The 13,926-nt window shown below is 41.1% G+C and carries 9 protein-coding genes; 5 read left to right on the forward strand and 4 right to left on the reverse strand.

The window, feature by feature from the left end; all coding sequences use genetic code 11:
- The first annotated feature begins 402 nt into the window (after window positions 1–402).
- The 4 genes from pxpB to AN392_RS16410 all read left to right on the forward strand — a co-directional run bounded on the left by pxpB (window position 403) and on the right by AN392_RS16410 (window position 6,340).
- Window positions 403–1,062 (forward strand): 5-oxoprolinase subunit PxpB, encoded by a 660-nt coding sequence (gene pxpB, locus AN392_RS16395; protein ID WP_055013293.1) that lies wholly within the window; start codon window positions 403–405, stop codon window positions 1,060–1,062.
- On the forward strand, window positions 1,055–1,993 hold the full coding sequence (locus AN392_RS16400) for a biotin-dependent carboxyltransferase family protein (protein ID WP_055013294.1): 939 nt from the start codon (window positions 1,055–1,057) through the stop codon (window positions 1,991–1,993). Before pxpB ends, AN392_RS16400 begins: the two co-directional genes overlap by 8 nt.
- A gap of 320 nt (window positions 1,994–2,313) precedes the next feature.
- Complete coding sequence (gene asnB / locus AN392_RS16405; RefSeq protein WP_055013295.1) at window positions 2,314–3,981, forward strand: asparagine synthase B; 1,668 nt, start codon at window positions 2,314–2,316, stop codon at window positions 3,979–3,981.
- A 778-nt stretch (window positions 3,982–4,759) separates the two neighbouring features.
- A complete protein-coding gene (locus AN392_RS16410; protein ID WP_010389940.1) occupies window positions 4,760–6,340 on the forward strand; it encodes a BCCT family transporter in 1,581 nt (526 codons plus the stop codon).
- 77 nt (window positions 6,341–6,417) lie between these two features.
- Here the strand turns inward: AN392_RS16410 and AN392_RS16415 are convergent, their stop codons facing one another.
- From AN392_RS16415 to AN392_RS16430, 4 genes are all read right to left on the reverse strand, one after another.
- Window positions 6,418–7,119, reverse strand: coding sequence for a 3'-5' exonuclease (locus AN392_RS16415; RefSeq protein WP_054200885.1), 702 nt, complete (start codon window positions 7,117–7,119; stop codon window positions 6,418–6,420).
- A gap of 3 nt (window positions 7,120–7,122) precedes the next feature.
- Window positions 7,123–9,018, reverse strand: a complete 1,896-nt coding sequence (locus AN392_RS16420; RefSeq protein WP_054200884.1) for a DUF294 nucleotidyltransferase-like domain-containing protein — start codon at window positions 9,016–9,018, stop codon at window positions 7,123–7,125.
- Window positions 9,019–9,111: 93 nt separating this feature from the next.
- Entirely contained in the window at window positions 9,112–12,195 is a 3,084-nt protein-coding gene (locus tag AN392_RS16425) for an efflux RND transporter permease subunit (protein ID WP_055013296.1), read from the reverse strand.
- Between the two features lie 2 nt (window positions 12,196–12,197).
- Entirely contained in the window at window positions 12,198–13,193 is a 996-nt protein-coding gene (locus AN392_RS16430) for an efflux RND transporter periplasmic adaptor subunit (RefSeq protein ID WP_055013297.1), read from the reverse strand.
- A 242-nt stretch (window positions 13,194–13,435) separates the two neighbouring features.
- Between AN392_RS16430 and AN392_RS16435 the strand changes: the two genes are divergently transcribed.
- Window positions 13,436–13,864, forward strand: coding sequence for a hypothetical protein (locus AN392_RS16435; RefSeq protein ID WP_010389934.1), 429 nt, complete (start codon window positions 13,436–13,438; stop codon window positions 13,862–13,864).
- Window positions 13,865–13,926 lie beyond the last annotated feature (62 nt).

The raw sequence follows: 13,926 nt of genomic DNA on the forward strand, positions 1-13,926 counted from the left end.
AGAGCCTATGTGGTGTGGTTATTCCCCATAAATAGGCGATAACGCAGCATCAATGCCAAACAGGCGCTGCCCGAAGGGTTCTGCCTAGGAGCGATTTACCCTTTGTTGCCTACATGGATGTAGGTAAGGGGCGTGAGCAGGACGCGGAAGCTTTGCTCGGTTTTTACTTAGCCCACTAGGTTACAAAACTCGCGCCGCGATTAAACCGCTCCTAGTTTGAACAATTTTAATCCGCAAAGGTCAACAGACCCTAAAGCAGACCTGTGAACTCAACAATTAATTTCACACACAACAAAACTTTACGAATGAGGAAGTTTATTCGATCCGAGCTTGTCTATTAATATCGTAATAGTACAGCGACTGTGATAGCTTAAATGTAATTAATATTAATGAGTTATCGGTATGAGCATGATTCCTAGTATAAAAATTTTAACGAACTCTAGCCTGCTTTTTGATGTTTCTCACTACAGCGAACCACACATACTTGCGACGCAAAAAAAGCTTTGGGCACTCGCCCAACACTGTAAAAATAGTAATGAGTTTATTGATTTAGTACCGGCTATGAACTCATTAACTTTGTATTTAAAGTCTTCAGAAATGCTCCATAAATGGCACAACACCTTAGCTAAGTTATGGGAGGAAGTGGATGATTACCCGTTTGATAGCCAGCACCACCAAATTAATACCTACTACCAAGGTGAAGATTTAGATTACGTAGCTAACTATCATCAACTCACAATTGATGAAGTGATTAACTTACATAGTAAAGAGTTATATCACGTTCTATTTTTAGGCTTTGTTCCCGGTTTTCCTTATTTACATGGGCTCAACTCACGGTTATTTACCCCAAGGCGCGATAACCCGCGAGTGAGTGTACCTAAAGGCGCAATTGCTATTGGAGCAGACCAAACTGGTATTTACCCTGAAGATTCGCCAGGTGGTTGGCATATTATAGCTCACACTGATGCCTGCTTATTTGATTCTAAAGCGGCTAATCCTTGCTTATTTAAACCTGGCGATACCATAGAGTTTGTGCCTGTAAAAGGAGTAAGCAATGATTAAAGTAATCAAGAGCGGTATTCAACTAACAATCCAAGATTTAGGCCGTGTGGGTTTTCGACATTTAGGGGTAAGCCGCTCAGGCAGCCTTGATACCTATGCACACATTATTGCGAACCGTTTATTAAATAACACCGACAACGCTGCCGTGCTGGAATTAACCGTGGGTTTATGCGAACTGCAATTTCAGTGTGATACCGTTATTGCCCTTCATGGAGCCGACCTCAAAGCAACCCTTGATGGACACCCACTTTATCCAGGCTGGAGTTACCCAATAAAAGCAATGCAAACACTTAAATTTGCAACTGGCCGTGGTGGCTCCCGTGCTTATATTGCAGTAAAAGGCGGTATTGAATGCCCAGAGGTTATGGGTTCTAAATCTACCGATTTAGGGGCAGCCATTGGAGGCTTTAATGGCCGTGCACTGCAAAGCGGCGACGTGCTAGCCATAAGTCCTTATACTAAACCATGGTTATGTAATAAGGGCGCTCTTACCCCACCTAAACGTAATATTATCCGTTTACATGTTGGTCCTCATTATGAGCTACTAACACCCGAGTGCATTAATGCTTTTTGTGATACCGCATTTACTATTAATCCAAATAGTAATCGTATGGGGGTGCGCTTAGATCATAAAAATGCTGATATTATGCAACATACACTTTCATTGCCCTCTGTAGCCGTAGCACCTGGGAGCATACAGCTTCCACCTGATGGCAATCCTATAGTGTTATTAAATGACGGGCAAACAACGGGGGGTTATCCTTTAATAGCGCATGTGATAGAAGCCGACTTACATCAGTTTGCACAATTTAGAACTGCTGATCCAATCACCTTTGAATTTGTATCACTTGAGCAAGCAAATGCTGCAAAAAATAAGCTCGATGCTCACCTAGCACAACTTAAGCTGAGTTTAAGCCGCTACTGGGATTAATTAATAGTGCACTCACGCTCACTCACTGAGTAACTCAACCGCTATTTATTTATTTTTCGCTTTGCACTTTCTTGGTGCAAGGCAAACTAATTGTTGCAATTTAATTTAACTTTAACGTAATTTTAAATTAAAAATTGCACATTGCATTTTAATCTCCTTGCCAATATCACCACATTGGTGCAACGCCAATTTATTTAGTGCATAAATTATTCTTATTATTTTAAAAAAGCCATGTGACTTAGGTATTTATTTCTGATAAAACAAGGTTAGTCTTTAGCAAACTCGCTATCGTAGGCACTTAATAGGAATGAGGAAAAATTATGTGTTCAATATTCGGCGTACTCGATATTAAATCGGATCCCAGCCAGTTACGCGCTCAGGCAATCGAAATGTCCAAACTGCTTCGCCACCGCGGGCCTGATTGGTCAGGGGTGTATTCATCAGACAAAGCAATTTTAGTGCACGAACGCTTAGCAATAGTTGGCGTATCAAGCGGTGCGCAACCATTATACAACCCAGAAAAAACGCATATTTTAGCGGTAAATGGCGAAATTTATAACCACAAAGAGCTTGCCGCGAGTTTAGAGGTCGAGTTTGATTTTCAAACCCAGTCAGATTGTGAAGTTATTTTAGCCCTGTATAAACAAAAAGGGCCTGCATTTTTAGATGACTTAAATGGTATTTTTGCCTTTTGTTTATATGATGAAGAGCAAGACGCTTACCTAATTGGTCGCGACCACATTGGTATTATTCCACTGTATACAGGCCACGACGAGCATGGCAACTTTTATGTAGCATCAGAGCTAAAAGCGCTTTCACCTATTTGTAAACATATTGAGGAGTTCCCACCGGGGCATTACCTTTACAGCAAAGACGGTAAATTAACACCTTACTACCAACGTGATTGGCAAAGCTACGACGCAGTGAAGAACAACGATGCCAAGGCAGAAGATGTAAAAGATGCTCTAGAAGCCGCGGTAAAACGCCAACTAATGTGTGACGTACCCTACGGTGTATTACTATCTGGTGGATTAGATTCGTCGGTTATTTCAGGTATTACTCAACATTTTGCCGCAAAACGTATTGAAGACAACGATGAAAGTGATGCTTGGTGGCCTAAACTGCATTCGTTTTCAGTGGGTTTAGAAGGCTCACCCGATTTAGCTGCAGCGCAAAAAGTGGCTGATATGATAGGCACTATTCACCACCCTATTATTTTTACTATTCAACAAGGTATTGATGCTCTTAAAGAAGTGATTTATCACATTGAAACCTATGATGTAACTACTATTCGTGCCTCAACCCCTATGTACTTAATGGCACGCCAAATCAAAGCTATGGGCATTAAAATGGTGCTTTCAGGTGAAGGAGCCGATGAATTATTTGGTGGTTATTTATATTTTCATAAAGCACCCAATGCACAAGAGTTTCATGAAGAGCTAAACCGTAAAGTATCAAAACTGCATATGTTTGATTGTTTACGTGCTAATAAATCAATGGCTGCCTGGGGTGTTGAAGCACGCGTGCCATTTTTAGATAAAGAGTTCGTTGATGTGGCCATGCGCATCAACCCAGAAGCTAAAATGTGTAAAGACGGAAAAATTGAAAAACATATTTTGCGTGCTGGCTTCGACGGCTACCTTCCAGACGAAGTGTTATGGCGTCAAAAAGAACAATTCTCTGATGGTGTTGGCTACAGCTGGATAGACACCTTAAAAGAATTTGTAAATGAGCAAGTAACAGATCAAGAACTAGCGAATGCTAAATTTAAATACCCAATTAACACGCCAGATTCAAAAGAAGCGTATTTTTACCGCCGTATTTTTGAATCGCACTTCCCGGGCGATGCCTCTGCTAACTGTGTACCACATGGTAAATCAGTAGCATGTTCAACCCCCGAAGCACTGGCGTGGGATGCATCATTTCAAAACAATGCGGATCCATCTGGACGCGCCGCTGGCGTTCACAATGAAGCATATAAAAAATAGTTACCCCCCTATCTACGCTGCAGGTTAAAAACTGCAGCTTTTCTTCGCTGTCTTTGTGAATAATTTCTTGAAAATTTTATTCCACTAAAAGAAGTGAATGAGAAATCAAAACCATTCAATTTAATCATTTATGTTTAATCACTGTTGTTTGTCACTTCTTTACAAGCGCAGCGTTTCTTTGCCATTTTTATAAATTAAATCTCAAAGGTGAGATAAACCTTTGACCAATTTAGTTTAAACAGTAAGATTTAGTCGCTTTTTATAAAAACTATTTCAATCTCGCTTTTTCATTAACCTCATGAAAAATATCTATCTAGCTCATTATCCCAAATCATAAAAACATAGTTAAAATGTCATTAAAAAATCATTTAATAAATGAATAGTGATTTTAAAACGCTGACTTAGTTTTTTACGTATTCAATAGCGTTTTTTTAGTTATTTACTTGTCTGATTAGGCCGAATATTCATTCACTTAGCTTTGCATTCAATGCTATATACGACTATAAAATAATTAGCTGACACATTAGTTATCATTTGTTCAGCTGCCAGATATGTACAATAAAAAAACAAAAGTAGCTTAAAGTTTTGCCAAAGTGTTAAATCTTTTGCATTTAATATTTAACTCCCCTATTAGTAAAGGTATGATGGGCAATTAAATTAGTTAGTCTTCTAACTATTCGTGTTATTAGCTTTAGTTATAAATCTAATAAGACGAATACAGTGAACTATAAAAAACTGGCATTAAGCCAACCTGTTTCATTAACCAATGAGGTATTGCATGAGCGAGAATCATGACAAGTACAGTATTGATAATACGGACTACACCGTAGGTCAAGACAACGTACAAAAGTGGGGATTTGATATACATAACCCTGTATTCGGGATCAGTGCAGGGTTAATAGCACTTTTTTTAATCGCCGTACTAGTGTCAGATGCCGAAGTAGCTAAAACAACACTAAATGGTATCAAAACCGATATTATTAATAATTTTGACGGCTTATTTATGTGGGCAGCCAACTTCTTTGTTATTTTTTGTTTAGTTTTAATTTTTTCACCATATGGCAATATCCGCTTAGGCGGTGACGATGCTAAACCATCGCATTCTCGTATTTCTTGGCTGGCAATGTTATTTGCTGCAGGTATGGGTATTGGCTTAATGTTCTGGGGTGTTGCTGAACCAGTTGCATACTACACTGGTTGGTATGAAACGCCGCTCAATGTAACAGCTAACACACCAGAAGCCGCGAAAATGGCAATGGGTGCAACTATGTTCCATTGGGGTCTTCACCCTTGGGCAATTTATGCTGTAGTTGCGCTTTCGTTAGCATTTTTTACTTACAATAAAGGCTTACCGCTTTCTATTCGTTCGATTTTTTACCCAATTTTAGGTGATAAAGCGTGGGGGTGGCCTGGCCACATAATTGATATTTTAGCTGTATTAGCAACCTTATTTGGTTTAGCAACGTCACTTGGGCTAGGTGCACAACAAGCCTCTGCCGGTATTAATCATGTATTTGGTTTTGAAGGTGGCGTAGGTTCACAAATTCTGGTTATTACAGGTGTTACATTACTAGCAGTCGTCTCTGTTATTAGAGGTATTGATGGCGGCGTTAAATTACTTAGTAACGTAAATATGCTCATTGCTTTAGTATTACTAGTATTTGTATGTTTAGTTGGTTTTGCGGTCTCTATGGGTAATATCCCTAACACGGTAATGGGGTATGTAGAGAACATTATTCCATTGAGTAACCCACATGGCCGTGAAGATGAAACATGGATGCATGGTTGGACAGTATTCTACTGGGCTTGGTGGATTTCATGGTCACCGTTTGTAGGTATGTTTATTGCGCGTGTTTCGCGTGGTCGTACAATCCGTGAATTTTTAACCGCGGTATTACTTATTCCAACAGCGGTTACTATCCTGTGGATGTCTATCTATGGTGGCATCGCAATTGACCAAGTAGTTAATGGTATTGGTGCTCTTGGGACTGACGGTCTAACAAGTGTCCCTATGGCGATGTTCCAAATGCTTGATGAAATGCCAATGGCGAGTGTGCTTTCTTTCATTGCTATTGTATTAGTACTGGTATTCTTTATTACTTCTTCTGATTCAGGATCACTTGTAATTGATTCAATCACAGCAGGTGGCAAAATTGATGCACCGGTACCACAGCGTATTTTTTGGGCTACTGTTGAGGGCGCAATTGCTGCTGCATTACTTTGGATTGGTGGTACTCAAGCGATTGAAGCACTACAAGCTGGGGCTATTTCAACCGGTCTACCGTTTACCATTGTTTTACTATTAATGTGTGTAAGCTTAATTTTAGGTTTACGAACTGAGCCTCGCCCAGTTAAATAACACCCTACATTAAAAAACGCCGCTAATTGCGGCGTTTTTTTTACTCTATTTTTCCTATAATATTTTATAACGTTTCGCTAAAGCCAAATTTCACTTAGTGGCGTATCTAACCGATAATGATAACTCAGCTGAGCTTGCAGTAATTCTGCGGTGGCTAAAGCGTCAGTCAGTGCATTATGGTTTTGATACAATGGCAAGGAATAACGCTCCCTTGTATCACTTAACCGTAATGAGCCTAGTTTTGTATTAAATAGCCTACCTAGTAGCCCTTGACGCGCTCTAAGCGCTCGCCTTTCAATTTCCATAGTGTCGACTAGAGCAAATTCAATCCCTTCTTTTATACGTGTGAGCAGCGCATTATAAAAAAAGTGGCGCTCAATGGCGGCATAATGCACCACCACCACTTTCCCTTTAAGTGCATCAAGAAGTGGGGCTAAAATTCGATTGAGGTCGGGAGCTTCGTCCACTTCTGAGTGGGTAATACCATGGATAACAATCGACTCTTCACTCAAATCTCGTCGTGGTTGTACTACCCAATGGTGGCTCTCTTTACAGTAAATACGATTAACATTGAAAGGCACTAACCCCACACTAACAATATCATCGGTATTAGCGTCCAGACCTGTTGTTTCAAAATCTAGCGCCACAAAAGGTACATCTTTAAGTGGAGCAGTCTGATTGGTAAATGCCTGCTTATAAAACTCCTTAAGCAACGAGTTTTGCGCACTATGTAAAAGCTGCTCGTAACGACGTGGCCAATCTAACGGTGATTTAGCCATAACTTATTTCACACCTGAATGAGCAGAATAACTAAACTTTAGAAAGCTTTGCGCTTTTTCTAAAATCGCAAAAGCTTCTTTTAAATTACTTTGCTCAAATGGTGAGAGTAAATGCGGGTCTAAATCATTATCGGGCGCTTCCCCCTGCTCTATCTGCCATGCCTGATGGCGAATACGTACAGTGGCAATATATTCAAATGCATCACGCAAATCTTGTGCTTTGCCTTTGGGTAATAAGTTAGCCTCGATAATATCCTCTAAGCGCTCAAACGAATTTTGTTTACGTGAACCGACCGCTAATGCATGAACGCGAACCACATCAGATAGCGGCGCTGTACCACGACGTTTTAAGTTCATTGAGCGCTTATGTTGGCCATTGTGCTCAAGTACAAAGCCGTTAAAAAATCCCAATGGTGGCGTTCGATTGCGAGCATTAGCAGCAAGGTTAGCTAAAAAGCGTTTATTTACTTTGCTTTCTTTTGCCACCAGCGTTTTAAGCTCATCGGCCCACTTTAACTTACCCCACACACCATCTAAGTCAAAAAATATCGAGCTATTGAGCAGTGCTTGCGGTTTGGGCTCGGCCATCCAGCTAGCAAATTTTTCTTGCCATTGTTCGCGGGTCATACGCCATTTTTTAAACGAGGCCATAATTTCACCATCACAATAGGTATAGCCACACTTAGCTAAGCCATCACACACAAAGTCTGATAAGTTTTGAAAATACTCATCGTGTAATGCCTCATCGAAGCTATTATCTAAAATCAGTGCATTATCTTGATCGGTTACAATTAACTGCTCATCACGTGCCATTGAGCCCAACGCAATAAAACAATAAGGAATGGGCGGCTCGCCAAATTTTTCTTCTGCTAGGGCTAATAGGCGCTGTTTAAAGGTACGTCCTATTACTGCCATAGCGGTCCCTATCATATGCGAATTAGCATCTTCGTTTACCATACGCACAAACACATTAGGTAATTGGCGGGCGTAATGAACTAAGTCATCAACCGATTGTTGAGCTAAAATACCGCGTACTAACAATAAGCTACTTTGTGATTCATAGCGTAAAATATCAGATAGCGATATCACCCCTATTGGTCGCTTTTTATGTACCACAGGCAAGTGATGTAAGTTATCTCTGAGCATGGCTAAAACAGCTTCAAAAACGTAAGAGTTACTATCGAGCAAAACCAACCCTGAGGTCATTACCTCCTTCGCCGGCGTATCAAACGTAAGTCCTTGGGCAACAACTTTGGTACGGATATCTCTATCTGTGATGATCCCGACGACTTGACCGTCATCCTCTTCTGGATCGTCGCTTATTTGTTTTTCTATATCAGTAACAAGTACTGAAGAGACCGATTCTTGTGTCATCAAAAACGCGACGTCTTGTATGGGGGTTTGTGTAGTAACAGTGACTACATCGCGATGTAATAATGATTTAACTTTTGCGGTGGTTAAATCATTGCTGTCGGCTTGCTCTACTATTGCTTGGTGCAAGCGTACGTTGCCATCCACTTCGAAAAAGTCGGCAAAGGTTTCGTATTTATCACAGTATTCGTTGAAGGTATTAACATTAATACAATACGTTAAGGTATCTTCAAGTGCACGAGCTGGAAACCGCACTTTGCGGTTCATCAATAAACCCATTTGGCCAAAAATACCGCCTGTAGCTAAGCGGTTATAGAGTTCACCATTACGGCGTGAAATCTCAACTGAGCCACTACGAATAATATACAAGTCACTAATATCTTGCCCTAAATGCAGGATATCAGTTTCGGCACGAAAGTAAGCAACCTCTATTTGCATTGCTAATTCGTTCAATGCCTCAGTAGGAAGCGTATCAAATGGGGGATGTTCAACTAAAAATTGGGCTATTTCAACTTGCTCGGCCTGCATAGGGAATCCTTGTGGCGTGAATCTAGTTGAATTGTGAGCCTAATTGGCTATTTTTTCAAAGAAAAATAGCCAATTTACGTAAATAGTTAGCGATTAATTATCTACTTGCTCTAACTCCTGCGCTAATTGTTTTGACTCATCGCCGCGAGGGCTGGTAAAACGTGCAAGTCCTAAATAAATCACCGGTGTTAAATAAAGCGTAAACAATACCGCTAATGCTAGTCCACCAAACACCACCCAGCCAATCGCATTGCGCGCCTCAGCGCCCGCACCTGTTGACATAATAAGCGGTAATGCACCCAATAAAGTAGAAATTAAGGTCATGGTAATGGGTCGTAGGCGTACCAGTGCAGCTTGTTCAACCGCTTTTCGAACACTAAGCCCGTTATCTCTTAATTGATCAGCAAACTCGACCAATAAAATTGCGTTTTTAGCGATTAAACCAATAAGCATTACCAGACCAATTTGCGAATAAATATTGAGTGATGTGCCGGTTAAATACAGTGCTAAAATAGCGGATGTAATACCAAATGGCACAGTAATCATCACCACAATGGCGCTGTTAACGTTTTCAAATTGTGCTGCCAATACTAAAAATACAATTAAAAATGCCAATACATAGGTCATTAATACTTCGTTTGAGGTCTCTTCAAATGTCAGAGCTTCCCCTTTAAACGCTAGGGTAATACCTGCTGGTAATGATTGCTCAGACACTTGTTTTATTTGCTCTACCAGTGTGGCAATAGTTAAACCTTCGGGTAATTCCATGCTTAATTCTATGGCACGTCGCTGAGCATGGCGCTCAAGCTCTGCAGCTACGCCTTCCTCTGTAATATTAGCGACACTACTGAGCGGTACTAATTGATTATCGCGGGCGCTTACATATAAATTTGCTAAATCACTGGGGTCATTAATGGTTTGATTTTGAGCCTGTAACATAATTGGTATTGACTGATCGCCAATATTTAAATCGGCTATATCGTCGCCATTAATGGCAGCTCTTAAAGTAATGGCTATATCACTTAACGATACACCGAGCTCTTCTGCGCGTCGTCTGTCTATATTGACGCGAAGTTGTGGTTGCGATGGCTGATACGATACGCGAACCGGTGCAACTTCAGGTACTGCTTTTTCAAGAACTGCTGAAAACTGCTGTGCAGCTTTAAATATTTCAAGGTAATCTTGCCCCAGCAAAGCAATTTCGATTCCGCCACCTTGGCCACGTAAATTTAAACTATTAGCCCCCCCTGCGTATGCGGGTGCTCCAGGAATATTCATTAAAGGCTGACGAATTTTATTGATGATTTCTTGTTGACTAAAGTTACGTTCATCCCAGTGCTTTAAAGGTACAGTGATGAACACAATATTAGGATCCCACTGACCAACAACCGTGTAAATAGATTCAATTTCACCGCTTTCGACGAAAGGCAGCAAAGTGTCTTCCATTTTAATGGCTTGCCTGTCCATAAAGTTTAAGCCTACGCCATCTGGCCCACGAGCAAATATTCTAATTTTACCGCGATCTTCTGTTGGTAATAGCTCGTTATCTAAGCTCATATACAACGCACCTGAACCACCAGCCACTAATAAACAAGCAATAAAGGTAAGCCACGCATGATCGAGTACTTTATGAATTGTTTTGGTATATAAATTAGCAAGTACGTTACCAAGCTTAGCAAATGGATGAAAACCGCCTTGCTTAAGCTTTAACTTAGAGGTAAGTGCCGGCACTAACGATAACGCAACAAAGCTTGATATGATCACAGCACCGGCAAGAACACCGCCAAACTCTCTGAATAAACGCCCTGCTGTAGAGGGTAAAAAAGCGATGGGAACAAACACAGCTGCTAACACTGCCGTGGTGGCTATAACGGCAAAAAATACTTCACGGGTGCCAACAACCGCTGCGGCACGCCTGCCTAGCCCTAATCCACGTTGGCGTTGAATGTTTTCACTCACTACAATCGCATCATCAACGATTAAACCTGTAGCAAGTACCAATGCGAGTAAGGTTAAAATATTAATGGAAAAGCCCAGTGCCCATATCAGTGCTAACGAGCCAATCAAAGCAACCGGAATGGCAAATGCGGGCACCAAGGTTGCGCGCCAAGAACCAATAAACACCCATAAAGTGATGATAACTAGCAGCACTGTCAGCACTAATGAGTTAATAACTTCATCCACTGAACTTCTAATAAATTGTGCATCATCTGATGTTAAGGTAAATTCCATCTGAGGAAAGCGTTCACGCATTCCCTCTATAAGCTTTAGAACTTCATCTGATATTTCTATGGTGTTAGATTGCGCTTGGCGGATAATTTCCATACCAATAACGGGTTTACCATTGAGCCTAACCATAGAGCGCGGATCGGCTGGGCCAAAATATACCGCGGCGATATCGCTAATACGGGTATCACCACGAATGATAATATCACCGACTTGATCTGGTGTGACCGAGGTAGCATCAGCACGCACAATGATTTGCTGATCGTTTGATTTTAAACTTCCTGCAGGCACATCAAAGGGAGCTTGCCTGAGAACGTCAGCAACATCGGGAATAGTTAAATTAAAGCTACTGAGCTTAAGCGGATCTATACGTACTCTAAGCACTCTCTCTCTATCACCGTTTAAGCGCACATCAGCAACACCGGGAATAGTTAAAAACTGTGGTGCTAAGTCAACATCAACTCGCTCGGTTAATGCCTCTAACGATAAACTCTCACTTGATACGGTAAGTGATACGACCGCCTCAGCATCATTATCGGCTTTTATAATAGATACACGCTCAACCTCTTCTGGGAGCTCTCTTTGCACTCGCGAAACTGACTCGCGTGTTTCATTAGCGGCATCATCCAGGTTAACACCAGGTCTAAATTCAACCACAATACGTGAGCTGCCTTCTTCACTTTGTGCACGAATAGATTTAACTCCACTCACACGGGCAACAGCACCTTCAAGTTTGCTGGTGACTTCAGTGTCGACGGTTTCCGGGGAACCACCTGGAAACGAAGCTGATACCGTAATACGCGGCCTATCTACATCAGGAAGCTCTCGCACTTCTACGCCAGCTATAGCGGCGATACCGGCAATAATTATTAATAAATTAAGCACCACAATAAGTACAGGGCGGCGAATTGCCATAGACGGCAAGTCTTGCATCATAGGTTGCTGTTTCATGGCTACTCCTGCGTACTAGCGATAGGTGCAGTAAAGCTTAATTCTTGATTGGCTCGCAAGCGCTGAACGCCTTCAACAACTAACGTATCGTTTGGCTGTAATGCCCCTGATACGAGTAAGCGCCCTGCCAAGCGTTGCTCTATTTTCACATCAACCCGGGTAGCTTTGTTATCCACACTCGTCCACACATATGGACCCGTTGCGCCCCACAGTAGTGCTGCTTCAGGAATAGCGGCAAAGCGTTGACCTAATACTTCTATATGTACTCGAAAACTCATACCCGGTAAGAATTGTTGATCTTTGTTATTTAACTTTGCTTTGACTCTTAAGGTACGAGTTTGTGGGTCTATACGTGAGTCTAAATAAGCTATTTCTGCCTCAACAGGCGCTTGCGATTGCCATGGGAACACGCGTACACTAGCATTATTTCTGAGCATCGCAATCGCTGATTCAGGCGCGTTAAAATTAATGTATAACTGGCGGGTATCATCGATGCTAGCAATCATTGTTTGTGTTGTGATTCTGTCACCCACTTCAATGTCAGTCAGCCCCATAGTGCCATTAAAAGGGGCACGGACTTGGCGGTCTTCTAATTCAGTTTCGGCTTGAGTGAGAGTAACTTTTGCAAGCTCCACGATGGTTTTTGCATCATCTACATCACTTTGTGGCACAGCTCCTTTAGCTTGGCTTTGTTTTAAACGTTTTAAAGTTCGCTGACTATCTGCTAATTTTATTTTAGCCTCTTCAAGGGCCGCTTTTTGCCTACGTGAATCTAGCTCAAGTAAAATATCACCTTCTTTAACCTTATCGCCAGGTTTAAAATGAACCGCTGCTACTTTGTCACCTACGGCAGGATATAAAATAACAGAATGGATAGCTTCAGCATTACCAACAGCCTGAACCTGCTGTTGGGCTTGTTCCATAGCGATATTTTCAACGACCACGCTAGCACCAGTTACTGGCAAACTAACCGATAAAAATAAGGCCGTTATGCCCATTAAAAGATTTTGCGACTTCAAAGGATCACCCTAATTAATTATTATTTCCATTATGTTACGCAGTTTAACACCTCTATGATCAATAAATAGCTTAGTACGACAAATTAGCAAAACAACACGCTGAAATTAAACACCCACGTATTTACTACACATTCTTACACCAGCCTACAAAATCACCACATATTTTGTGCGTATTAAACACTATGCTTTGGTCATTAGAGTGAATATACAAACGAGTATTTATGAATAAAAGCATAATTTTAGTTTTACTACTTAGTGGCTGTGCATCACAAGGAGTTGATCGTACTAGTCAAAATCAATTAATTAAACGCTATTATGCATCTGTTGAGTCAGAGCAAAAAGTAACACTTTCCTCAGAAGTTGGAACAGGCATAGCTGCGGGAGCGGGTTTTGGCTTTGTTGACAGCTTAGATGGCAACAGCGAAGAAATGATTGGTGGCGCTATTGTCGGCGGTTTAGTTGGAGGGTTATTTACTGCATTATTTGAGGGAGGTAATACGGCTTATCAGTATAACTTATACGCTGCTGATGAAGGTGAATTTACGGTTATTCAAAAGAAAAAACTCGATAAAAACACAGAATGTGTTCTTGTAAATTCAGCTAATAAAATTACACTTACGCCGATAGATAAAAGTTATTGTATTCGTTGATTAAGCTCAAAGTGAGTATCAAACCTTTAAGCTGCTAAGCAATGTAGCTCGCTATTTATAAA

Origin of the sequence: Pseudoalteromonas sp. P1-16-1b, from assembly GCF_001401785.1 — a bacterium.
In the GTDB taxonomy this organism is placed as follows: domain Bacteria; phylum Pseudomonadota; class Gammaproteobacteria; order Enterobacterales; family Alteromonadaceae; genus Pseudoalteromonas; species Pseudoalteromonas undina.

Excerpts from the sequence above, each read along its gene's own strand:
- pxpB (WP_055013293.1), top strand. The coding sequence starts at position 403 with ATGAGCATGATTCCTAGTATAAAAATTTTAACGAACTCTAGCCTGCTT.
- AN392_RS16400 (WP_055013294.1), top strand. The coding sequence starts at position 1,055 with ATGATTAAAGTAATCAAGAGCGGTATTCAACTAACAATCCAAGATTTA.
- asnB (WP_055013295.1), top strand. The coding sequence starts at position 2,314 with ATGTGTTCAATATTCGGCGTACTCGATATTAAATCGGATCCCAGCCAG.
- AN392_RS16410 (WP_010389940.1), top strand. The coding sequence starts at position 4,760 with ATGAGCGAGAATCATGACAAGTACAGTATTGATAATACGGACTACACC.
- AN392_RS16415 (WP_054200885.1), bottom strand. The coding sequence starts at position 7,119 with ATGGCTAAATCACCGTTAGATTGGCCACGTCGTTACGAGCAGCTTTTA.
- AN392_RS16420 (WP_054200884.1), bottom strand. The coding sequence starts at position 9,018 with ATGCAGGCCGAGCAAGTTGAAATAGCCCAATTTTTAGTTGAACATCCC.
- AN392_RS16425 (WP_055013296.1), bottom strand. The coding sequence starts at position 12,195 with ATGAAACAGCAACCTATGATGCAAGACTTGCCGTCTATGGCAATTCGC.
- AN392_RS16430 (WP_055013297.1), bottom strand. The coding sequence starts at position 13,193 with ATGGGCATAACGGCCTTATTTTTATCGGTTAGTTTGCCAGTAACTGGT.
- AN392_RS16435 (WP_010389934.1), top strand. The coding sequence starts at position 13,436 with ATGAATAAAAGCATAATTTTAGTTTTACTACTTAGTGGCTGTGCATCA.